21 protein-coding genes and 1 riboswitch are annotated in these 21,615 nt (G+C 58.1%); of the genes, 9 read left to right on the top strand and 12 right to left on the bottom strand.

Annotated elements, in window-relative coordinates:
• Positions 1-52: 52 nt before the first annotated feature.
• The 11 genes from Q7T06_RS02785 to Q7T06_RS02735 all read right to left on the bottom strand — a co-directional run bounded on the left by Q7T06_RS02785 (position 53) and on the right by Q7T06_RS02735 (position 12,683).
• On the bottom strand, positions 53-3,175 hold the full coding sequence (locus tag Q7T06_RS02785; protein ID WP_304779795.1) for an efflux RND transporter permease subunit: 3,123 nt from the start codon (positions 3,173-3,175) through the stop codon (positions 53-55).
• 9 nt (positions 3,176-3,184) lie between these two features.
• Positions 3,185-4,408 (bottom strand): efflux RND transporter periplasmic adaptor subunit, encoded by a 1,224-nt coding sequence (locus tag Q7T06_RS02780; protein ID WP_304779792.1) that lies wholly within the window; start codon positions 4,406-4,408, stop codon positions 3,185-3,187.
• Between the two features lie 58 nt (positions 4,409-4,466).
• A complete protein-coding gene (locus tag Q7T06_RS02775; protein ID WP_304779825.1) occupies positions 4,467-5,921 on the bottom strand; it encodes an efflux transporter outer membrane subunit in 1,455 nt (484 codons plus the stop codon).
• The gene (locus Q7T06_RS02770) at positions 5,921-6,685 is read right to left on the bottom strand and encodes a CerR family C-terminal domain-containing protein (RefSeq protein ID WP_304779789.1); all 765 of its coding nucleotides are present in this window, start codon (positions 6,683-6,685) and stop codon (positions 5,921-5,923) included. Before Q7T06_RS02770 ends, Q7T06_RS02775 begins: the two co-directional genes overlap by 1 nt.
• An 89-nt stretch (positions 6,686-6,774) precedes the next feature.
• The gene (locus Q7T06_RS02765; protein ID WP_304779785.1) at positions 6,775-6,933 is read right to left on the bottom strand and encodes a hypothetical protein; all 159 of its coding nucleotides are present in this window, start codon (positions 6,931-6,933) and stop codon (positions 6,775-6,777) included.
• 237 nt (positions 6,934-7,170) lie between these two features.
• Positions 7,171-9,345 (bottom strand): TonB-dependent siderophore receptor, encoded by a 2,175-nt coding sequence (locus Q7T06_RS02760; RefSeq protein ID WP_304779782.1) that lies wholly within the window; start codon positions 9,343-9,345, stop codon positions 7,171-7,173.
• A 57-nt stretch (positions 9,346-9,402) separates the two neighbouring features.
• Positions 9,403-9,505, bottom strand: a riboswitch (TPP riboswitch).
• Between the two features lie 199 nt (positions 9,506-9,704).
• Positions 9,705-10,061 carry a hypothetical protein gene (locus tag Q7T06_RS02755; protein ID WP_304779779.1) on the bottom strand — a complete coding sequence of 119 codons (357 nt, stop codon included), beginning with the start codon at positions 10,059-10,061 and terminating at the stop codon, positions 9,705-9,707.
• 90 nt (positions 10,062-10,151) lie between these two features.
• On the bottom strand, positions 10,152-10,562 hold the full coding sequence (gene arfB, locus Q7T06_RS02750) for an alternative ribosome rescue aminoacyl-tRNA hydrolase ArfB (protein ID WP_304779777.1): 411 nt from the start codon (positions 10,560-10,562) through the stop codon (positions 10,152-10,154).
• 81 nt (positions 10,563-10,643) lie between these two features.
• The gene (locus tag Q7T06_RS02745) at positions 10,644-10,829 is read right to left on the bottom strand and encodes a 4-oxalocrotonate tautomerase (protein ID WP_304779774.1); all 186 of its coding nucleotides are present in this window, start codon (positions 10,827-10,829) and stop codon (positions 10,644-10,646) included.
• Between the two features lie 31 nt (positions 10,830-10,860).
• Entirely contained in the window at positions 10,861-11,625 is a 765-nt protein-coding gene (locus tag Q7T06_RS02740; RefSeq protein WP_304779772.1) for a class II aldolase/adducin family protein, read from the bottom strand.
• Between the two features lie 191 nt (positions 11,626-11,816).
• Positions 11,817-12,683, bottom strand: coding sequence for a pirin family protein (locus tag Q7T06_RS02735; RefSeq protein WP_304779768.1), 867 nt, complete (start codon positions 12,681-12,683; stop codon positions 11,817-11,819).
• Between the two features lie 304 nt (positions 12,684-12,987).
• On the opposite strand from Q7T06_RS02735, the gene ahpC reads away from it, so the two are divergent.
• From ahpC to map, 4 genes are all read left to right on the top strand, one after another.
• Positions 12,988-13,551: an alkyl hydroperoxide reductase subunit C gene (gene ahpC, locus Q7T06_RS02730; RefSeq protein WP_011869614.1), complete on the top strand. Its 564-nt coding sequence runs from the start codon at positions 12,988-12,990 to the stop codon at positions 13,549-13,551.
• A 97-nt stretch (positions 13,552-13,648) separates the two neighbouring features.
• The gene (gene ahpF, locus Q7T06_RS02725; RefSeq protein WP_304779755.1) at positions 13,649-15,244 is read left to right on the top strand and encodes an alkyl hydroperoxide reductase subunit F; all 1,596 of its coding nucleotides are present in this window, start codon (positions 13,649-13,651) and stop codon (positions 15,242-15,244) included.
• 207 nt (positions 15,245-15,451) lie between these two features.
• Positions 15,452-15,679, top strand: coding sequence for a ParD-like family protein (locus tag Q7T06_RS02720; protein WP_304779751.1), 228 nt, complete (start codon positions 15,452-15,454; stop codon positions 15,677-15,679).
• On the top strand, positions 15,679-16,473 hold the full coding sequence (gene map / locus Q7T06_RS02715) for a type I methionyl aminopeptidase (protein ID WP_304779823.1): 795 nt from the start codon (positions 15,679-15,681) through the stop codon (positions 16,471-16,473). The genes Q7T06_RS02720 and map overlap by 1 nt, the downstream gene beginning before the upstream one ends.
• 136 nt (positions 16,474-16,609) lie before the next feature.
• On the opposite strand, the gene Q7T06_RS02710 is transcribed toward map, so the two are convergent.
• Positions 16,610-16,975, bottom strand: coding sequence for a hypothetical protein (locus Q7T06_RS02710; RefSeq protein ID WP_304779746.1), 366 nt, complete (start codon positions 16,973-16,975; stop codon positions 16,610-16,612).
• A gap of 244 nt (positions 16,976-17,219) precedes the next feature.
• Between Q7T06_RS02710 and Q7T06_RS02705 the strand changes: the two genes are divergently transcribed.
• From Q7T06_RS02705 to Q7T06_RS02685, 5 genes are all read left to right on the top strand, one after another.
• On the top strand, positions 17,220-20,060 hold the full coding sequence (locus tag Q7T06_RS02705; RefSeq protein WP_304779740.1) for a VIT domain-containing protein: 2,841 nt from the start codon (positions 17,220-17,222) through the stop codon (positions 20,058-20,060).
• Positions 20,060-20,401: a hypothetical protein gene (locus Q7T06_RS02700; protein WP_304779734.1), complete on the top strand. Its 342-nt coding sequence runs from the start codon at positions 20,060-20,062 to the stop codon at positions 20,399-20,401. The genes Q7T06_RS02705 and Q7T06_RS02700 overlap by 1 nt, the downstream gene beginning before the upstream one ends.
• Positions 20,398-20,910: a hypothetical protein gene (locus tag Q7T06_RS02695; RefSeq protein ID WP_304779729.1), complete on the top strand. Its 513-nt coding sequence runs from the start codon at positions 20,398-20,400 to the stop codon at positions 20,908-20,910. The genes Q7T06_RS02700 and Q7T06_RS02695 overlap by 4 nt, the downstream gene beginning before the upstream one ends.
• A 17-nt stretch (positions 20,911-20,927) precedes the next feature.
• Positions 20,928-21,272, top strand: coding sequence for a hypothetical protein (locus tag Q7T06_RS02690; protein WP_304779722.1), 345 nt, complete (start codon positions 20,928-20,930; stop codon positions 21,270-21,272).
• Between the two features lie 35 nt (positions 21,273-21,307).
• Positions 21,308-21,615, top strand: a 308-nt coding sequence (locus Q7T06_RS02685; RefSeq protein WP_304779719.1) for a hypothetical protein, incomplete at its 3' end; no start/stop codon positions are given.

The following is a 21,615-nucleotide window of genomic DNA, read 5'->3' as shown; positions in this document are numbered from 1 at the left end:
CCTAAGTGTTCAACAGTATGCGCAGATGCAGCATCAGCAATATCGCGCGCCATTATTTTTCCAGCTCCAGTTGCGGCGCAGGTGCAGGCACAGCAGCATCGACCGTCTTGATGCCGCGCGCCCTGTTCACCATGCGCTTTAACCAGTGTTCCAGATCGTCAATATAGGTAAATACGGCCGGCACCACCAGCAAGCTCAACAGCGTAGACGTGATCAAGCCGCCGATCACCGTGATCGCCATCGGCGAACGGAAGCTGGGATCAGCGCCCCAGCCGAGCGCCAGCGGCAACATGCCGGCACCCATGGCTATCGTCGTCATGATGATGGGACGACTACGCTTGTGACAGGCATCGACCAGTGCATCGAAGCGGTTCATGCCGGCTTCACGCGCCAGGATTGCATAGTCGACCAGCAGGATGGAGTTCTTGGTGACTATCCCCATCAGCATGATCAAGCCGATCATCGACGGCATCGACAGTGCGCGCCCAGTCAGCAGCAAGGCCACGATCGCGCCTCCTATCGACAAGGGCAGTGCTGCGAGAATTGTCACCGGCTGCATGAAATCCTTGAACAGCAGCACCAGCACACCGTAGCTGCACAGCACGCCGATCAGCATCGCCAGGCCGAAGCTGGCAAACAGTGCCTGCATTTCCTGCGCATCGCCGAGCTCGGCAATCTTCACTGCCGGCGGCAGGTTTTTCATCGATGGCAGGGCGCGCGCCTCTTCATTAACTTCGCCCAGCGCGCGTCCGCCCAGCTCTACATCCAGCGTGACATTGCGGCTGCGATTCAAGCGATCGATCTGCGCCGGTCCGCTTTGCATCGTCACGGTAGCAACATTGCCCAGCATGACAGGACCGTTCTTGCCCGGCACCGTCAGGCGTTCGATGGCGGACAGATCGGCGCGCACGCTATCCGGCAGCTTGATGCGTATCGGCACCTGGCGCTCGGACAGATTGAGCTTCGGCAAATTCATGTCGTAATCGCCGGCGGTGGCAACGCGTACGGTTTCACCTATGCTGGCCGTGGTCACACCCAGATCGGCGGCGCGTGCCGTATCGGGACGAACGATGATTTCCGGCCGCACCAACGAAGCACTGGAACTGACATTGCCTATGCCCTTGAGGGTGCGCAATTCACGCTCGACGCGCTGCGCTGCTTCCGACAGCGCAAGCGGGTCTTCACTGCGCAAGACCAGCTGCATCTTGACGCCGGTATCAGCCGGACCGACCGTGAAACGCGCACCGGGAATATCGGAGATATTGTCGCGTATGCGCGATTCGATGGCCGCCATCGGTTCGCTGCGCTCGTTGCGGTGCGTGGTCGTCAGCGTCAGCACCGCACGCCGCGCTTCGGCCGAGGCGCCGGGCGCAAAGGCGTCACCGCTGGAGCCGCCGCCAATCGAACTGAACACGCTCTTGATATCCTTGTCCCGCATCACGGCCACGCGCACGCGTTCGGCAGTGGTGGTGGTTTCTGCCAGCGTGCTGCCGGGTGGCAGTTCGATATTGATCTGCGTCTGCCCGCGATCGGCTGGCGGCACAAAGCCGGTCGGCAGCAGCGGCACCAGCATGATGGAGCCAACGAAGAACAGGCCGGAGGCGATCGCCGTAATCAGCCGGTGATTCAGACACCATTTCATCGTCGCCAGATAACGCTGCATCAACCAGCTGTCTTTTTCTTCATGTTCCTTGATCGGCTTCAGGATGTAGGCTGCCATCATAGGCGTCAGCAAACGCGCCACCAGCAGCGATGCCAGGATCGCCAGCACCGCAGTCCAGCCGAACTGCTTGAAGAACAGGCCCGGGATACCCGCCATGAACGCGGTCGGCAGGAATACCGCGACCAGCGCGAAGGTGGTGGCAAACACCGCCATGCCGATTTCATCGGCTGCTTCCATCGCCGCCTGCATCGGCGTCTTGCCCATGCGCAGATGGCGCGAAATGTTTTCAATCTCGACGATCGCATCGTCGACCAGCACCCCGACCACCAGCGCCAGCGACAGCAGGGTCACGGTATTGAGCGTGTAACCGAAATACTTCAGGCCGAGAAAGGTCGGAATCACCGACAGCGGCAACGCAGCTGCAGCCACCAGCGTGGCACGCCAGTCGCGCAGGAACCACCACACCACCAGCACCGCCAGCAATGCGCCTTCGTACAGCAACTCCATCGAACCGTCGAAATTTTCTTCCACCGGTTGCGCATTGTCGATCGCCTGCTTGAAGACGATATTGCGATGCGCCGCCTGCAGCTCTTCCACCGCCGCACGCGTACCTTCGGCGACATCCAGTTCACTCGCACCCTTGGTGCGGAAGACTTCAAAACCGACGACGACCAGACCATCCTGCGAGGCCGATGAACGACGTTCAGCTATCGTATCGGTCACCGTGGCAACCTGATCGAGCCGGACGTGATGGCCGTCGGCCAGCGGGATATCCAGCGCCGCCAGTTCGGCGGCCGTCTTCACGGTTGCAATCGTGCGGACTGCCTGTTCGGCACCGCTGACGTCACCGCGTCCGCCCGGCGCTTCCTGCTGCACCAGTCGCAAACGCCGCGAGACATCGATCGCGGCGACATTCAAGGCCGCCATTTTTGCCGCATCGAGTTCAATACGGACTTCGCGACTGACGCCGCCCACGCGCTTGAACGAACCGACGCCAGGCACGCTGAGTACGCGCTTGGCGACGGTGTTATCGACGAACCAGCTCAGTTCCTGTTCGTCGAGTTTGCTGTTCGGCGCTGCAGCTGCCGTGAATGTCAGGATCACGCGGCCGGCAGTCGACACCTTGGTCACCGATGGATCGCGCAGATCGCTGGGCAGGTCGGCGCGTATCAGGGCTACCGCATCGCGTACATCATTGACCGCATCCGAAATGTTTTTCTCGAGGACGAATTCAACCGTGACTGTCACCGCGCCGTCGAGCACCTTGGTGTAAATATTCTTGATGCCTTGCAGGGTTGCGACCGAATCCTCGATCTTGCGCGCGACTTCTGTTTCCAGTTGTGCCGGCGCGGTACCGGGCAGGCTGGCGCTGACGGTGACGATAGGCAGTTCGATATCAGGGAAATCCTGCACCGCGCTTGATTTGAACGACAGGAGGCCGGCGAGTCCCAGCAGCACAAACAGCATGATGGCCGGGATCGGGTTCTTGATCGATAGCGAAGAAAAATTCACGCGTGCTCCCTATTTGGCCGCTGGTACGGCGCGTGCAGGCGTCGTTACCGCATGGGCTTTTTGCATGTCGGACTGCGGCGCTGCAGGCGTTGCGGCAGAGGCGGCATCCGCCGGCAGTGCCGCAACCACTTTCACCAGATCGCCATCGTTCAGGAATCCGGCGCCGCTCGCAACCAATACCGCATCCGGCGGGATGCCGGTCACCACTTCAATCCGGTCATTCAAACGGCGCCCAGTTTGTATCTTCGTTTGCGTCACGCGATTGTCCGTATTAAGGCGGAATACATAACTGAAACCGTCGCGTATGACTACTGCCTGCTGCGGCACCGTAACGGCGGACGACATGCCGAGATCGAATTCGCCAGTAGCAAACATGCCGGCACGGGCGGGCGGCATGTTTGCTGCTGCCGGTGCAAGATCGACATACACCAGCGCCGAGCGATTTTGCGCATCGACGGTAGGTGCAATCATGCGTACCTTGCCTTTTACCTGCGTGCCATTGGCAGCCGTGACCAGCGCCGGCGTTCCCGTGGCAAGACGTCCGAGTTCGGTCGATGTCACTTCTGCCCGCCATTCCAGTCGGCCCTGGCGTATCAGGCGAAACAGCTCTGTGCCGGAAGCCAGCACCGCACCGACGGTTGCACTGCGCGCCGAGATGATGCCGTTGTCGGAAGCCAGCACCTGCGTTTGCGCAAGCCGGACTTCCTGTACTGCCAGCATGGCTTTTGCCGCTTCGGCGCGCGCCTTGGCGGTTTGTTCAGTGGTCAGGTATTGATTGATCTGCTGCGTACTCAATGCACCCGTGCTTTCCAGCGTGCGGGCGCGTTCTGCATTGTTCTTAGCATCAGCGGCATTGGCCTGGGCTTCCATCAGGTTGGCACGCGCCTGTGCCACATCGGCTTTAGTCGAGGCAGGTGAAAAAGTCGCCAGTACCTGGCCGCGGCGCACCACATCACCGACGTTGACGCGCACTTCAGTCAACTGCAAGCCGTTCGATTCGCTGCCGATAATCGCTTCCTGCCATGCAGTGATGCTGCCGTTGGCGACCAGCTTGATGGGCAAGCGCGCCTGCGATGGCTGCGCCGTCGTGACAGTCAGGGCCGGCTTGGGACCGATATCTTCTTTTTTCTTCGCGGTACCGGATTTTCCGGTCGCCAGCACAATGATGATCGCAGCCAGAATCACCAGCGCAATGACGGCAATGACGATTGTTTTTGTCTTGAAACGTTTCATGAGTCGATTCCGGTTATTGCTGTTATTAATCAGAGTCAAATTAAAGCCATGTCTGTCGTCAGGGTTGTGCCGCTATCGCCGGTGCAGAATCGGGATTGCTCCAGCCGCCGCCAGCCGCCCGATACAAGGCAATCCATGCCGCCATGCGCTCACGCTCGAGCGACGCTGCATTCAATTCAGCCGCCAGCCGCACGCGGCGCGATTCTTCCAGATCCACCAGATTGGCCAGGCCATTCTTGTACAGGCTTTCGGTACCGTTGAAAGAGGCGCGATACCCTTCGACTGCAACGCGTGCATCTTCACTGCGTTCGGCCGTGCTTCCCAGGTTGACCAGCGCTTCTTCGACTTCGCGCACTGCCTGCCGCACGCTGGCGCGATAACTGACCACCGCTGCTTCATAACGCGCCTGCGCCGCATCGACATCCGCTGCGCGCTTGCCGCCATCGAAAATCGGCAGGGACAGCGAGATCGGGCCTATCGACCAGGTTTGCAAATCGGTGCTCACGCCGGCAGTCTGGAAACGCGCCACACCGATCGAACCGCTCAGGCTCAGGCGTGGATAGCGTTGCGCCTGTGCGTTGCCGACTTCAGCACTGGCGGCAGCGACTTCGCGTTCCGCGATGAAAACGTCTGGCCTCTGGCTCAGGGTTTGCGCCGGCAGGCTGGTGATGGAAATCATCGCGGCGGGCGCAGCCTGCATTTCACTTTGCGCGATTCTGTTGCGTATGGTCGGTTCATCGATCGCCGTCAGTGCGACCAACGCCTTGATATCCAGTTCGCACAATGCACGCTGCTGGGTGGCGCGGCCATTACCTTCGGCGGCACTGGCACGCGCCAGCGCAGCCGTGGCCGGCGCCTGGAATCCTGCCTTCGCACTCAGATCCGACAGGCGGGATGTTTCTGCCCGTGAATCCGCATCACCGCGCGTGACGATCACCAGCTTGTTGCAGGTGCGCAAACTGTAATAGCGATTCGCGACCTCGGCAGCGACCGATACGCGGGCATCATGCCAGTTCGCCTGCGCACCTTGCAGCCGCGCCTGCGCAGCCCGGCTGGTGGCGCGATTGCCGCCAAACAGATCGGCTTCCCACGATGGCTGCAATGCGGCTTGCGTGGTGGTGCCCAAGGGTAGCGGCGCCTGCGTGTTGGTGCGGGTAGCACTTACGGTTGCATCCAGTTTCGGCAACAAGGCCGCTCCCGCTGACACGCTGGTCGCGCGCGATTGCTCTATGCGTGACATGGCGCTGGCAACAGTCGGACTGACGGCTTGCGCAGATTGAATCAGGTCCAGCAGTAGCGGATCGTTGTGTTGCTGCCACCATTGCGATAAATCGGTCAGCGTGCCGTGATGCGGCAAGCCGGCTGCGTTGGCGTCTGGGACAGATGTCTTGGGTAATGGCGCATACCATTGCGATGGTGGCGCAACCGACACTTTTTCCGGCGGCGCATTCAGGGCGCACGCACTCAACAAGAAAGGCAGGCTGGCGCAAAATGCGAGGTGCGTTTTTTTCATCATGATTTTTTTGCTTTTTTGGAAGGAACTGCCGGTGCTGCAGCGCCAGCCAGGGTCTGCCGGCGCGCAATTTCCATCGCGACCATCGCTACGCCAAAATCGACCAGACGCGTGGCCCATTGATCGACGGCCGCAGGAGTGTTGATCAACCTGGGACGAATCGCATCGATCACGTCGTGGCAAATGAAGAGTTGCAGCGCGAGGCCGGCCAGCGAGAACGCCAGCCTGTGCACATCATCATCCGCTTTCGATAAATTCAGGTGGCGCAGCAACACCGCGACCAAACCAGCGTGCGACGGCTTGATGTGGTTATCGATCTCTTCCATCCACAGGCCGGTCGGCTCGATCATTTCGCGGAAATGCATGCGCATGGCGAGCTGCACGACGTCGCCGTGTTTGAGCGGCGCGACAAAATCCTCGAAGAAGATACGTAATACATCGCGCAGGCTCAAGGTCGGATCTGACAGATCGACGCCCTGGCACGCAGTGCCCAGGGGTTCGCTGAAGACCACGCGGTACAAACCCGCCTTGTCGCCGAAATAATATTTGATAGCCGCAAGGTTGACGCCGGCCGCCTGCGCGATCTCGCGCGTGGAAGTCTTGGCAAAGCCCTTTTCGGCGAACAGCCGCAAGGCCGCCAGCAACAAACGGCTGCGCGCTTCAGCACCGTCGGAGCGCTGCTTGCGTGTGTCGCCGCTATCGTCAAGTGTGACAGCGGTAGTCGAATGGGGGGAAGACGGATTGGATTTGGCAGCAGGCTTCATGAGCGGTATTAGAGCACATAAATCAAACGTTTGATTTAATTAAATCATTTGATTATATTTCTCGAGTGCAAAAACCGGGCATCTAGCCTTCAAGCCTGTTTGTCTACAGGGTTAGGCAAAAAAGTCATCAGGAATGCCATCAGGGAGAAAATGCCTGCCAGCACCGCTGCAAAATCCGGTTCTATCAAAAACCAGGCGCTAGCAGCCAGCATCCCCAGACAAGACAGGGATTTAATTGTGTTAATCATGTACTGCTTCTCCTGAAACTGTATTGCATGCGCGGCGAAATTGCTTCTTTGCCGCAATCATTTTTCGACTCCACAATGTATAAGAGTTAAGCCATTTCCAACATAGGAATTCGTCCTGATTGCCTGTAGGACTAGGCCCACGCAAGCAGCTTGATGGGGCCCGCGCAATAAAAAACGCCAGCGATCTTTACAATCGCTGGCGTTTCGTTGGTAGCGCAGTTGCTGCGCGCTGTAATACTAGAAATCGAATTGCGCCGACAATTTGAAGACGCGCGGTGCACCCGGAATCAGGTAACCGCCGAATGCATTCGATGCATCGCCCCAGTAAAACTTGTCGAATACGTTGTCGATGCCGAAGCGGAAGGTCGTCTTGGTACCCGATACCTTGGTCTTGTACTGGGCGCCTACATTCAGCACATGGTAGCCATCGATGTCTTTTCTCAAGTCGCGGTTCGGCGCAAACAGCTTGCTGCTCGAATAAAGCCATGTTGCGTTCAGCTTCACTGCAGGCATTTGCGGCAATGCATAATCCATATAGATAGCTGATCTGTACTTGGGCACATTGCCTACGCGCTGGCCTTCTATCTTGCTGTCGCCGGTATCCTCGGTGGTCGCTTCCAGCGCCGTGATGCTGGCGCCTACCGTCAGGTTGCGCGTGGCTTTGCCCTGTGCCGAGAGCTCCAGGCCGCGATGGATCGCATCGCCGGCCACGCCGTAGGTATTGCCTGAATTGATGTATTCATTGGTGCGCTTGATATGGAACAAGGCTGCAGCAACGCTTACATCGCTGGAAATGTCTGCCTTGATACCGACTTCAAACTGCCTCGACTTGGTCGGATCCATCACCATGTCCGCGTTACTCGTGCCACCTGGCGCTTCACCGCCCGCCTCCAGCCCTTCCGCGTACGAACCATAGACCGACCAGTTCGGTTGCGGACTGAACACCAGCGCCGCGCTAGGCAAGACAAAGCCGTCATCGGTATGGCGGGTACGCGTGCCTGCCGCATTGAACTGATCGCGTTCCAGCTGTGTATAACGCAGGCCGGCGTGCAGCTTGAGTCTATCCGTCAGGCTCAGGATGTCTTGCGTAAAGAACGAGCGCTCGTCATCCTTGCGGCGCAAGCTGACGGGATTGGTAGGCCCCAGCGTGGCCGGCAAGACGACCGGATTGTAGATATTGCTGATCCCTTTGTACAAGTACAAATAGTCTGCAAAACTATCGCGGCGATTGGCGGTTGCGGCGCCGATAGTCAAGTCATGCTTGATCGCACCGGTAGCAAATTTGCCCTGCAACAAGGCCTGTGTGGACAGCACTGAACGCTTGTCGTTATCACGACGCAAGTCATAGACAGCGTAGTCGCCATTGGCGTTATAGCCGACAAATTTACTGGCGCAACCAGCCGGAGCAGCAGCCCCGCTTGTGATGTCGCCGCAACCGGATGACAAGGCCACCGCATCATCGCGCCGCAAGGTGAATTTATTCACCTGCAGGCTGGTGCGCCAGCTGTCGTTCAATTCATAATCGAATTTCATGCCGAGATTGTTGGTGTCATCGGTAACCGGCAAACTCCACGGCTGATTGTTCAACATCGTCTTGGCGCTGACATTGGTGGGTATGACGTTGCCAGGTCCCAGCAATTGATAGCCAGGCACCGTCAGCTGCGACTTGTGGTGATAATCGAAGTCGACTTGCAGCAAGGCCTTGGGACTCAGGCGCCAGTCGAATGCGCCGGCGAAAAATTCCCGGTCGCCGTTGGAGCCTTTGACATAGGATTTGATGTCGGCTGCTGCCGCATTGATGCGGTAACCGAAGCGCTTGTCGTCCGAGCGCCCGCCCAGATCGACCGCGCCGTACATCGTGCCGCGCTCGCTGGCTTCCAGCGTGACGGAACGCAAGGGCTCATCGGTCGGCCGCTTGGTCACATAGTTCAGGATGCCGCCGGCAGATGCAATACCGGACTGCAGGCCTGCGATACCCTTCAGGATTTCAAAGCGCTCCTTGTTTTCCATCGGGATCATCGAATGCGCGAGGATAGGCATGCCGTCCTTGCGGTAGCTGGAGCCGAAGTCGAGCACATAACCGCGCACCGCAAACATGTCGGCCAAACCAACTGCGTTATAGGAATTCTGCACGCTGGCATCGTAGATCACTGCATCTGTTGCGCTGCGTATGCTGCGGTCCTGCATCTGTTCATGCGTGATGACGCTGATCGAGGCTGGCACTTCGCGCAAGGGCGTGTCGGAAAAGCTGCCTACGCCGGCTAGGCCAGCGCTCGTCGCCGAGCCGGAAACCACGGTCACGGCGGGCAAGACATTGTCAGCCGTTTGCGCATGCGCAGAAGATGCAAAAACAAATGCCTGTGCAATCGCAAGGGCCAGCAGGGAATAACGGGGATGTGATGGGCTTGTCATTTTGTTCTATCGGTCGCTGTAGAAAACTGGCGCGAGCGTAGGAATGAACAAAGATAAAGCATGGACTTTGCGCTTCCCTACGCTGGCATTATCCAGGTCAGGTACGGAGGGTTTTATCTCACCCGAAGATGGTTAATCTTCAGGACCCCTAGCGTGCGGTCGGATACTAACATGAAAAAAGTAGGGCGCGTAACGGTCTTTTTATCGAAAATTGACGTGAATTTCGCCGATCTTAACCGGGGTCAATTGGCAAAAACGCAAGGAGAAGTGGCGCCGCATGCGCAACGCGCTGCCAGACGCAGGCGTCGGCCTATCTGGCAGGTGTGGGTATCAGTATATGAAAACGCGGACAGCAAAATTTACTTGCCGGCTTTTTTGGCCGCTTTGTCCGCTGCTTCTATTTCATTGCTGTTTTGATGGTCGATATGTGCATCGGCAGAATCCGGCGTGTGTTCAATGCGCGTAATGCCGGAAGAAACAGAAACAGGATCACTGGCCGGGAAGGTCATTTCGATCGCGATATCGAGCAAGTCTTCCTTGGCTTGCTCGGCTTCGGGGACGGCTGTCTCCGTCGGCGTTTCGGCCACCGGGTCACTGGCGGGGAAAGTATGCGCCAGCGCATCGTCGAGCATGCACTCTTCATGAGATACAGCGCAGGCGTCTGCCGCGTCGGCTGGCAGTTTTTTTTCTGCTTTTGAAGATTTGTCTTGCGTCATGACGAACTCCTTGCTTGCAGGACTTACCAGCATAGTCGCAAATGAAAACTTTTTCAGTGCGTTACTTCACATACCGTCGTGCGCTTGATGTCAGAGGGCAACCTTGCCGCGCGTCGCCTTGGTTTGCCCGCGTGCGGTTTTGGTATCGAGACGCTTGCGCTGCGAACCGTAAGTCGGCTTGGTGGCGCGCCGCGCCTTCGGCAAGATGGTCACGCCCAGGATCAATTCCTGCAAGCGCCGCAAGGCTTCTTCACGACTCTGTTCCTGGCTGCGGCCCTGTTGCGCCTTGATCACGACCACGCCATCCTTCGTGATGCGCTGGTCGCTCAATGCCAGCAGGCGCTCCTTCAGGTAATCCGGCAACGATGAAGCGGCGATATCGAAGCGCAAATGGATGGCCGTCGCCACCTTGTTCACATTTTGCCCGCCCGGCCCCTGCGCACGGATTGCAGTCAAATCGATTTCGCTATCATCGATAACGATCGTGTCGGTGATACGCATGCTTATTGATGACGCGCCGCTGGCATCAGCGCGCCCATCGCAAGCCGCCGTTTATCAAGCAGCTTGCATCATCGATCCGTATCAGGCGTCGGACCACAGCTTGCCGGCGGTTGCCCAGTTCTCACGTTTGACATCTTCTATGATGATGTCGACCGATTCAGCGCTGGCGCCCAGGGTGGCGACGGTCGCTTCGGTCACGGCTTTGACGAATGCGCGTTTCTGTTCGACCGTGCGGCCTTCGAATAGTTGGACGTTGATAGTAGGCATGGTTTTCCTTGTTTAAAAAATAGTAAATAAATCAGTTACGGTAAGTCGGCGACAGCGCATCCAGCTTGCGCAGCAAGGCCGGCCATTCGAGTATGCCTTCCGGTGCGCCGTCACCCAGCAATTCCTTGTAGGTTTTGGCGCAGATGGCAGGGGCGGGAATATTCAGGGGGCCGCCGCCGGATTGCGCCTTCAGCTGAAATGCACAAGCCTTGTCCAGCGTATCCATCAGCACATAGGCTTCGGCTATCGTGCGGCCGCTGATCAGCGTGCCGTGATTGCGCAACAGCATGGCGGGATAATCGCCCATGCGCTCTATCAGGCGCGTCTGTTCCAGCGGCGACAACGCGAGCCCTTCATAATCGTGATAACCGATCTGCTGGTAAAAGCGCAATGCATGTTGCGACAGGGGCAGCAAGCCGCCCTGCTGCATGCCGACTGCGACGCCGTTTTCATTATGCAGATGCATCACGCACATCGCATCCTTGCGCGCACTGTGCACCGCGCCATGAATCGCAAATCCGGTCACGTTCACGCGTGCCGTTTGATTGCCGATGATATTGCCCTGCAAATCGATCTTAACCAGGTTCGAGGCCGTGATTTCATCGAAGCGCAAGCCAAACGGATTGATCAAAAAGCGATCTTCTTCGCCGGGCACAGTCGCGGAAATATGCGTATAGATCAAGTCGTCCCAGTTTTTCAGTGCGCACAGGTGGTAGCAGGCGGCGAGGTCGAGACGTACCTGCCATTCGGCGGCGCTGATACCGGCCGGAGGCGCTTTGTTTGCTTGGGTATTCATAAAGCCTTGCATTGAAATTGGAATGCGCTTCGCACGTCAGCGTGCAAATGCAGACGCAAATTATAAAGTCATTAGCTACACGATGGCAGGCTTAAGCGCGCGCGATGCACGTCGCCGCATCAATTGATGGATAAAAAGTGTTTCCCGAAAAAGAAATGTCATGCCGGCAGAACGCCGACATGACCAACACTTTAGGCAGGAATCTGCGCGAAACGACCGCTATTGAAATCATCGATCGCCTGCATGATTTCTGCCTGGCTGTTCATCACGAACGGACCGTGACCAACGATTTCTTCATTGATAGGCTCACCGCTGAGCAGCAACACGACGGCATCGTTATTCGCCTCTATGGTTACCTTGCTGCCTGCACTATCGAGCAACACCATCTGCGCTTCACGGGCCACGTTGTCGCCATTGACCAGCACCGTGCCGTGCAACACGATCAATGCAGTATTCCAGCCATCTGGCAGCGAGAACTCGCTGACGCTGCCCTGCTTCAAGTTCATGTCCCACACCTGCATAGGCGTAAATGTGTGGGCCGGACCGGCGTGAGCCTCGTATTCGCCGGCGATGACGCGCAGGGTGCCGGCATCATCCGGCAATGCCACGACAGGAATATCGTTGCTGACGATGGCTTGATAAGCCGGCGGCGTCATCTTGTCGCTGGCAGGCAGATTGACCCACAGCTGTACCATCTCCAGTGCGCCGCCGGACTGCGTGAATGCGTCGGAATGGAATTCTTCATGCAAAATGCCGGCACCGGCCGTCATCCATTGCACATCACCCGGGCCTATCACGCCGCCGTTGCCGGTCGAATCGCGATGTGCGACCTCGCCCTGGTAGACGATAGTGACTGTCTCAAACCCGCGGTGCGGATGCGAGCCGACACCCGGCGGACGCCCGGATGCCGCGAATTCTGCCGGACCGGCGTAGTCGAGCAGCAGAAACGGGCTGAGCTGCTTGCCGTGGCTGTGATAAGAAAACAGTGAGCGCACCGGGAAGCCGTCACCGACCCAATGCGGGCGCGGAGCGCTGGCTATATTGATGACTTTTTTCATGAAACTCTTCCTTTCCGTAAGCATCCTATATGCGGTCTGAGCCGGCGTAAAACAAGGACAGGCCCCAGCCAGCGGCAGACTGCAAGGAAAATAAGGCTGCGCCGGATATTCCGCCAACGCACTGGCAACAACAAATCCCGTAAGGCTGCATAATAGTCAGTTCGCCATCTACATGACTTTATTGCAATACAGGTCAATAGCGAAAACAAATCGCAAATGTAAAGTAAATCAATTATACAAATAATTGATGCCCGCCTATTATGCGTACTCAGACCTCTTTTTTAACCCACTTAAAGGAAACGACATGTCCCTTATCAACACCCAAGTTCAGCCCTTCAAGGCCCAGGCCTTCCATAACGGCAAGTTCATCGAAGTTACAGAACAATCGTTGAAGGGCAAATGGTCGGTACTGATTTTCATGCCAGCCGCTTTCACCTTCAACTGCCCTACCGAAGTCGAAGATGCAGCCGACAGCTACGCTGAATTCCAGAAACTGGGCGCCGAAGTCTATATCGTCACAACCGACACCCACTTCTCGCACAAAGTCTGGCACGAAACATCGCCAGCAGTCGGCAAGGCAAAATTCCCATTGGTTGGCGATCCTACCCATGCCCTGACCAACGCATTCGGCGTGCACATCCCTGAAGCAGGTCTGGCATTGCGCGGCACCTTCGTCATCAATCCTGAAGGCGTGATCAAGACCATGGAAGTTCATGACAATGCAATCGCTCGTGATGTGTCGGAAACCCTGCGCAAGCTGAAGGCAGCGAAATATGTTGCTGAGCATCCAAACGAAGTCTGCCCGGCAAAATGGAAAGAAGGCGAAAAAACCATCGCTCCATCGCTGGATCTGGTCGGCAAGATCTAAGCAGTCGATGTAAGCAGCAATTGTTGTAGCGTTCGGGCCCGGTGTCGGGTCCGAACGTGCAAGACCTCTATCAAATTTAAAGAAAGCAGGGACCATCATGTTGGATGCCAATCTCAAAACCCAATTAAGCGCCTACTTGGAAAAGATCGTGCAACCGATCGAGATCGTCGCGTCACTCGATGGCAGCGACAAATCGCGCGAACTGCAGGAACTGCTGCAGGAAATCGTTACGCTGAGCGACAAGATCACCCTGGTCGAGCGCAGCGATGACGACGAACGCAAACCCTCCTTCGTCATTAAACGCCCAAATGAACACGCAGGCATACAGTTCGCCGCGATTCCGCTGGGCCACGAATTCACTTCACTGGTGCTGGCCTTGCTGCAAACCGGCGGCCACCCATTGAAACTCGAAGACTCGGTCATCGAACAGATCCGCAATCTGGACGGCGACTACACCTTCGAAACCTATATGTCTTTGTCCTGCCATAACTGCCCGGAAGTCGTGCAAGCCTTCAACGTGATGGCGCTGATCAATCCGCGCATCCGTGCCATCACTATCGATGGCGGTTTGTTCCAGGACGAAGTCAAGGAACGCGACATCATGGCCGTGCCGACGACCTTCATGAACGGACAACCGTTCGAGTCCGGTCGCGTCAGCATCGAACAGATACTCGCCAAGCTCGACACCGGCGGCAACAAGCGCAAGCAGGAAGAGCTCAGCGCCAAGGCACCCTACGATGTGTTGATCATAGGCGGCGGACCTGCAGGCGCAGCGGCAGCGATCTATGCAGCACGCAAAGGCATACGCACCGGCGTCGTGTCGGAACGCTTCGGCGGCCAGACGCTGGATACGCTGGCGATCGAAAACTTCGTCTCGGTGCAGGAAACCGACGGGCCGAAATTCGCCGTCGCGCTGGAACAGCATGTGCGCAGCTATGAAGTCGACATCATGAATGTGCAAATGGCTGCAGAGCTGGTGCCGGGCAAGCTGATCGAAATCAAACTGAAGGATGGCGGCTCGCTGAAAAGCAAGACCGTGATCCTCGCCACCGGCGCACGCTGGAGAACCATCAATGTGCCGGGCGAAGCAGAGTACCGCAACCACGGCGTAGCTTACTGCCCGCATTGCGACGGCCCGCTGTTCAAGGGCAAGCGCGTGGCGGTCATAGGCGGTGGCAACTCGGGTGTAGAAGCAGCGATAGACCTGGCCGGCATCGTCGGTCATGTGACGCTGATCGAATTCGGCGCAGAATTGCGTGCCGATGCAGTCTTGCAGCGCAAATTGCACAGCCTGGCCAATGTCACCGTGATCACCTCGGCGCAGACGACCGAAATCACCGGCGACGGCAAGAAGGTCAATGGCCTGGTCTACAAGGATCGCTCGTCGGAAGCGCTCAAGACGGTGGAACTGGAAGGCGTCTTCATCCAGATCGGCCTGGTGCCTAACACCGAATGGCTGAAGGGCACGGTTGCCTTGTCGCGTCACGGCGAAATCGAAATCGATGCGCGCGGCCAGACCTCGATCCCCGGCGTGTTCGCAGCCGGCGACGTGACCACGGTGCCGTACAAGCAAATCGTGATTGCAGTCGGCGAGGGTGCCAAGGCAGCGTTAAGCGCCTTCGATCATTTGATCCGCAACTCGGATACCGAGGTGGAAGAAGTTGCCGCCAAGGCGGAAGCCGTCACCGCATAAGTCATCCGCGTCAACAGGCAGTCGTACTAACAAAAAGCCGCAGCAATGCGGCTTTTTGCTTTGCTGGGTGTTACTACGCAAATAACCCTAAGCTTGCGCCATCCCCTTGATTTCAAAAGAGACCTGGAAATTCCGATGTTTCGATAGCCGCCATGCTAATATACGTTTCGTATACGTTTAATTACATTTCATATAAACAGGCATAGTATGGGAATCGTCAAAATCACTGAGCAGATGCATACCAATCTGCGCCTCACAAGCGGCGCAATGAGCCGCTCTATCAACTCGCAAGCCGAGCACTGGCTGCGCGTCGGCATGATGGCAGAGCTGAATCCTGGTCTTTGTTATAGCGACATCTGCCAAAAACTCATAGAGGCTGAACAGCAAGCTGGAGCATCGCCCCAGGAAATCACGCTGTCACTTGAGCAAGCATGATGGCCGCTCAAGTCGAAATCAAAACGCCTTCCGACATTGCGATGCTGCGGAAGTCCGGTGCATTGGCGGCACAGGTACTCAGCATGATTGCCGAACACGTCAGACCCGGCATCACGACCAATGAACTGGACCAGCTATGTCACGATTACATCGTGGATGTTCTTGATGCAGTGCCTATCAATATCGGCTATCACGGCTACCCCAAAACCATCTGTGCGTCGGTCAATCATGTGATCTGCCACGGCATACCTTCCGACAAGGCATTGAAGAATGGGGATATCGTCAATATCGACGTCGCATTGACGAAGGACGGATGGCATGGCGATACGAGCCGGATGTATTTTGTTGGGCAACCCAGCATCCTGGCCAAACGCCTGGTAAATACAACTTACGAAGCGATGCGCGCAGGAATCCTCGCCGTCAAGCCGGGGGCGACGTTAGGCGATATCGGGTATGCGATTCAATCGGTCGCGCACAAGGAAGGTTTCAGCGTGGTCCGCGAGTATTGTGGCCACGGCATAGGCAAGATCTACCACGAGGAACTGCAGGTGCTGCATTACGGTCAGCCGGGCGAAGGCCTGACGCTCCAAACGGGGATGGTATTCACGATTGAACCTATGATCAACGCGGGCAAACGGCATACAAAAGACATGCCGGATGGATGGACCGTCGTTACCAAGGACCACTCGCTGTCTGCGCAATGGGAGCACATGGTTGCGGTTACGGAAACAGGCTTTGAAGTTCTAACGCCGTGGCCTGATGGATACGGAGATTATTCACTGCTCGTCGCCTGATTCAAACAGCACACTGTCGCCCATGTCCGGTTTTGGCCGATGCATTAGCTACAGCTGCTCCATGTGCCCCTCAAATCCACACGTCCAAACAAAAAGCCGCAGCAATGCGGCTTTTTGCTTTGCGGGCCGGCTGCATTCAAAACCGGTATTCACCCACCACATATTTACTGAAGCTGAACTTGCTGCCGCCCGGCAGTACATCGGCCAGCTTCTTCGGATTGGCAGCCGAGATGAAGACATCGGCCATCTGATCCTTGCAACGGAATTTGGTCGCCGGGCTCAGGATGGAATTCGCCTTGAGCGTGATGTGGCGAAACGATTTGGTTTTTTCGCTGCAGATCAGGAAATGCCATTCCTGGCGGAAACCCGACAGCGGAATATGCAGCCACCAGCCTTCATCGCCGGCATACGGCACCACGGTCGACCATTGCGTATTGCGGTCATTGAGGGTGTTGGAACCTAGCGCCTTATTGACGCGCTGGATCGCTTCTATCTTGGTCATGATGCTCTTCTGGACAGTACAACGAGACGAACTCAGGTTGTGAAGTCAGCAGGGTAAATCAAAAGCCGCTGCCTTGCTTGCATTCCGGCGCGTGTGCATGCACAGGGATTTTTCTTTTTGCAAACATTTCCAGTGAATAATTCTTCGCTATGATAGTTGGCATATTTGCATGGCCTTAACCCCTTTCCTGCAGCACTTCCGTTCCAGACTATAAGCCGGCCCGACCGGATTTTCGGAGATACACATGTACCCTCGCCTGTTCGCCTTCCTGCTGATGCTGGCCGCCACCGCCAGCGCTACTGCCCGCATCATGATGCCGCCACCGCCCCGCTTGATGGCAAGCAGCGGCGCTGAAAAGCCGGTGCAATTGCAAAGCCTGCGCATCAGCGGCGAAATCAGCGGCGGCATGGCTGAAACCACCGTGCATATGGTGTTCTTCAACCCGAACCAGCGGCTGCTCGAAGGCGAGCTGCAATTCCCGCTGCTGGCCGGACAGCAAATCACTGCCTTTGCACTCGATATGGACGGCAAGCTGCGTCCTGCAGTGACTGTGGAAAAGGCCAAGGGCCGGCAAATATTTGAAGCGATAGAACGGCGCCGGGTCGATCCCGGTTTGCTCGAAGTCACCCAGGGCAACAACTTCAAGCTGCGCGTTTATCCGATTCCAGCGATGGGCACGCGCACAGTCGAGATCAAGTATGCCGAAGCGCTGGTGCGCGCGGGCGCGCGCTGGTCTTATCGCCTGCCACTGGCGTATGGCGAGCGCCTGCAGAATTTCGATCTCGCGCTGAAGGTAAATGGCAGCACGGCTGCGCCCAGGGTCAGCGGCGCACTGGGCGTCGTTTCCTTCCGCAAGCAGGGCGAGCAATACCAGGCGCATGTGGCGAAAAGCCGCTACGCGCCGAGCGGCATGCTGCACATAGAAATACCAGCCAACCCGCAGCCGCAAACCTATGTGCAGGAACACGATGGCAGCACTTACTTCGTGGCCGAGATACCCGTTTCAACTGCACGCGTAGCACGCGCGCTGCCCAAGACCGTCGGCCTGCTGTGGGATAGCTCGGGCTCCGGCGCGACCCGCGCACACGATGCCGAACTGGGCGAACTCGACGTTTACTTCAAGGCGCTCGGCAATGCCGAAGTGCGCCTGACGCGTTTGCGCGACCGTGCAGAAGCAGTCACAAGTTACCAGGTCAGTAACGGCAATTGGGCCGCCTTGCGCAAGGCGCTCGAAAGCACCGTCTATGACGGCGCCAGCGCGCTGGCAGACTGGCAGCCGCAAGCCGATGTCAATGAATACCTGCTCGTCAGCGATGGCTTGCTCAACTATGGCGCCAGCCGCTTCCCTGTGCTGGCTGCCGGGCAGCGCCTGTATGCACTCAACTCCTCGCTCACTGCCGATACCAGCCGCCTCGCTGCACTGGCGGAACGCAGCGGCGGCCAGCTGGTGCACATCCAGCGCGACCAGCCCGGTGCCGCCGCCCATGCCTTGCTCACCGAAGGTGCGCAGGTAAGCAGCATCAGCGCCACAGGCGCCACCGATGTGCTGCTGAGCGCCGCCGATCCGCAAGGCTTGCTGCGCGTCGCCGGCAAGTTCAGCAACAGCAGCGCACAGCTGAGGCTGAACTTGCTCGAGCAAGGCAAGCCCAGGGAAATAGCGCTGGCAATATCATCCAGCGCCGCAGCGCATCCGCTGGCCGCGCAGCTGTGGGCCGGCTACAAGCTGCATGCGCTGGAAGCCGACTTTGAAGCCAACCGCGCCGCCATCCGCCGGCTGGGCACGCAATTCAGCATGCCGACGCGCGAGACTTCTCTGATCGTGCTGGAGCGCCTGGAAGACTACCTGCGCTACGATGTCACGCCGCCAGCCGCCTACCTGGCAGCATACGAACAAATGAAAACGTTGCGCGGTGCGGAGTTGCAGCGCAAGCGGGTGCAGCACCTGGACCGCGTCGTGCGCGAATTCGAACAAAAGCGCGCGTGGTGGGAAAAAACCTATCCGAAAGACACGCCGCCCAAAGGCAGCCTGCAAGAACAACCCCGGCCTACCTCGATCGCACCAATGGTGATGGCGCCTGCTCCTACCGCGATCCTAGAAATGCGCAGCCCCTCAGACAACGGCGCGCAACGCGCAGCAAAGTCGGCCCCGGCATCAGCGCCGGTCGAGATCGGCATCGCCCTGAAGAAATGGACTTCGGATGCGCCCTACATCAGCCGCATGACAGCCGCCACTGCCGATACGATTTATCAAATCTATCTGGATGAAAAACCATCCTGGGCCAACAGCAGCGCCTTCTACCTCGATGCCGCAGACATGCTGCTCGACAAGGGGCAGCGCGACCTGGCCTTGCGCGTATTGTCCAACCTGGCCGAAATGGATCTGGAAAACCGCCACGTCTTGCGCATCCTCGGCTACCGCCTGCTGCAGGCTGGCGCGCCGGAGCTGGCGATACCCGTGTTTGAAAAAGTGCAGCTGCTGGCCGAGGAAGAACCACAATCCTTCCGCGACCTTGGGCTGGCGCACGCAGCAGCCGGACATCAGCAGCTGGCGATAGACCAGTTGAATGAAATCGTGCTGCGCCCATGGGATGACCGCTTTGCCGAAATCGAACTGATCGCACTGGCGGAATTGAATGCGATCATCGCCACTGCACCGTCATCCAGCGCACTCGACACCAGCCGCATCGATCCGCGCCTGTTGAAAAACATGCCGCTGGACTTGCGCGCAGTGCTGACCTGGGATGCCGACAATAGCGACATGGACCTGTGGGTAACCGATCCCAACGGTGAGAAGTGCTACTACGGACATCGCAATACTTACCAGGGTGGGCGCATGTCGCGCGACTTCACCGGCGGCTATGGCCCGGAAGAATTTTCACTGCGTGATGCGAAGCCGGGCAAGTACCGGATAGAAGCCACCTTCTTTGGCCACCGCCAGCAAATCGTCGCCGGCGCCACCACGCTGCAAGTAAAGCTGACCAGCGGTTTCGGCAGCGTGGGCGCGCAGGAACAGATGATTACGCTGCGCCTGAAAGGGCGCGGCGAGAAAGTGTTCGTCGGCGAGTTCGAGGTCAAGGCCAGGTGATGATGGCCAGCCACATTTTTTCTGGTGTGCGGGCGTGCTGGTCGCGCCAGCCGGCTGCACCACGCATCGCGCTGCGCGTCACCGATGAGCGCGGCGCCGTGCTGGCCGAGACCGACCATGCACAGCGCGACGATTACCGGCTGCGTGTAGAACTCGACAGCGGCGCGGTCATCGTCGACCTCTATCCGCATTACCTGGCCTTCATTGAAAATGGCGCCAGCGGCGAGTACCGCGCCAGCGATTTTGCCTGCCACACCTATGTCAAGCTCGGCCACTGCATCCAGGATAGATGCGCGCTGCAAATCCTGCTACAAGCCGCCACGCAAGGAGAAACGAAATGAAGACCATGCGCTTATTGCTGGCCGGGCTGACCCTGTCGGCCGCCATCACCGCAGCAGCAGAAGCTGCCGCACCTGCCACCCCGCCGCGCCTGGCCCTGTGGATCACCGATTCGATAGGCACGACCGACGCCAGTCTATGTGATCTGACGAGGTTCCCTGCCGTTGCGCCAGCATTGCCCACCACGCCACCGACGCTGACCGAGCGCGATGTCAGCGCGTGGCATCCGCAGCAGGGACGCTGGAGCCTGGACCCTGCCCGCTACGTCGGCTACGCTGCGGCGCAAAAGCTGCAGGATCACTGTTTCGTGCTGGCGATAGATGGCAAGTATGTCAGCAGCGGCGTGGCGCTGTCCTCATACTCGGAACGACTGACCGGCTTTACCACCCTCAGCATCACCACCCGGGACGACGCACTCGATTTGCAACTGCTCTCCAGCAACCACGGCAGATACATGCGCCTGATCCATGTCGAAGCCATCGATGCCGTGCTCGGACAGCGCCCTAACTGATTTCCTGAGGCCATCTCATGTACAAGACCATCCTGTTTTCCCTGCTGCTCGTACAAGCCGCCGTGGCCAGCGCCAGCGATGTCAGGGGCGAGGCAGACTTCCAGCGTTGCGCCGAACGGGCCAGCTCGCTCGAGGGAAAAATCGCCGAATACGAGCGCCGCAGCGGACTGTACTCGACCGGCTACTCAAGCTACAACGGCGCTGACATCAGGCGCGAAGAGAAAGAGCTGGAACGCACGATCAGCGCCTTCCATCGCGATTGCGAGCAGCCGGTTTTCAATATGCCCGAAGAAAAGATCCGCTCGTATTGCGCGCATCCGGCTTACCAAAGCCGCTGGTGTGACGCGCTCAGGCGGATGTAAACAAACTTTCCCGCAGACCAGCCAGGAATACGACCATGCCCGCAACCACGCCGCAACAACCACGCCACTGGCTGCGCCGCCTGCGCAACAGCGCCGGTATTGCGCTGCTCGCATTGCTGGCGCTGCTGATCGTCAGCATCGCGATCAACCGTGCCGATGAAGCGCTGGAACCTGCCACATTGGCATGGCTGAAGTATCCGTCGCCCACTGCAGCCGATGCGCAAAACGGCTACCTTGCATTGCTGGCGCTCGATGCCCGGGCGGCAGATCCGCTGGCCGCTGCCGCCGCCGTGCTGCACGAAGAACGTGCGATCTTTGTCGCCACACGCTCTTCACAACAACA

Origin of the sequence: Herminiimonas sp. (assembly GCF_030645555.1) — a bacterium.
Classification (GTDB): domain Bacteria; phylum Pseudomonadota; class Gammaproteobacteria; order Burkholderiales; family Burkholderiaceae_D; genus Oxalicibacterium.
The sequence above is the reverse complement of the archived record's forward strand: the minus strand, read 5'-3'. Positions and strand labels throughout refer to the sequence as shown.

Coding starts and splice junctions, on each gene's coding strand:
- Q7T06_RS02780 (WP_304779792.1), bottom strand. CDS start 4,408: ATGAAACGTTTCAAGACAAAAACAATCGTCATTGCCGTCATTGCGCTG.
- Q7T06_RS02775 (WP_304779825.1), bottom strand. CDS start 5,921: ATGAAAAAAACGCACCTCGCATTTTGCGCCAGCCTGCCTTTCTTGTTG.
- Q7T06_RS02770 (WP_304779789.1), bottom strand. CDS start 6,685: ATGAAGCCTGCTGCCAAATCCAATCCGTCTTCCCCCCATTCGACTACC.
- Q7T06_RS02765 (WP_304779785.1), bottom strand. CDS start 6,933: ATGATTAACACAATTAAATCCCTGTCTTGTCTGGGGATGCTGGCTGCT.
- Q7T06_RS02760 (WP_304779782.1), bottom strand. CDS start 9,345: ATGACAAGCCCATCACATCCCCGTTATTCCCTGCTGGCCCTTGCGATT.
- Q7T06_RS02755 (WP_304779779.1), bottom strand. CDS start 10,061: ATGACGCAAGACAAATCTTCAAAAGCAGAAAAAAAACTGCCAGCCGAC.
- arfB (WP_304779777.1), bottom strand. CDS start 10,562: ATGCGTATCACCGACACGATCGTTATCGATGATAGCGAAATCGATTTG.
- Q7T06_RS02745 (WP_304779774.1), bottom strand. CDS start 10,829: ATGCCTACTATCAACGTCCAACTATTCGAAGGCCGCACGGTCGAACAG.
- Q7T06_RS02740 (WP_304779772.1), bottom strand. CDS start 11,625: ATGAATACCCAAGCAAACAAAGCGCCTCCGGCCGGTATCAGCGCCGCC.
- Q7T06_RS02735 (WP_304779768.1), bottom strand. CDS start 12,683: ATGAAAAAAGTCATCAATATAGCCAGCGCTCCGCGCCCGCATTGGGTC.
- ahpC (WP_011869614.1), top strand. CDS start 12,988: ATGTCCCTTATCAACACCCAAGTTCAGCCCTTCAAGGCCCAGGCCTTC.
- ahpF (WP_304779755.1), top strand. CDS start 13,649: ATGTTGGATGCCAATCTCAAAACCCAATTAAGCGCCTACTTGGAAAAG.
- Q7T06_RS02720 (WP_304779751.1), top strand. CDS start 15,452: ATGGGAATCGTCAAAATCACTGAGCAGATGCATACCAATCTGCGCCTC.
- map (WP_304779823.1), top strand. CDS start 15,679: ATGGCCGCTCAAGTCGAAATCAAAACGCCTTCCGACATTGCGATGCTG.
- Q7T06_RS02710 (WP_304779746.1), bottom strand. CDS start 16,975: ATGACCAAGATAGAAGCGATCCAGCGCGTCAATAAGGCGCTAGGTTCC.
- Q7T06_RS02705 (WP_304779740.1), top strand. CDS start 17,220: ATGTACCCTCGCCTGTTCGCCTTCCTGCTGATGCTGGCCGCCACCGCC.
- Q7T06_RS02700 (WP_304779734.1), top strand. CDS start 20,060: ATGATGGCCAGCCACATTTTTTCTGGTGTGCGGGCGTGCTGGTCGCGC.
- Q7T06_RS02695 (WP_304779729.1), top strand. CDS start 20,398: ATGAAGACCATGCGCTTATTGCTGGCCGGGCTGACCCTGTCGGCCGCC.
- Q7T06_RS02690 (WP_304779722.1), top strand. CDS start 20,928: ATGTACAAGACCATCCTGTTTTCCCTGCTGCTCGTACAAGCCGCCGTG.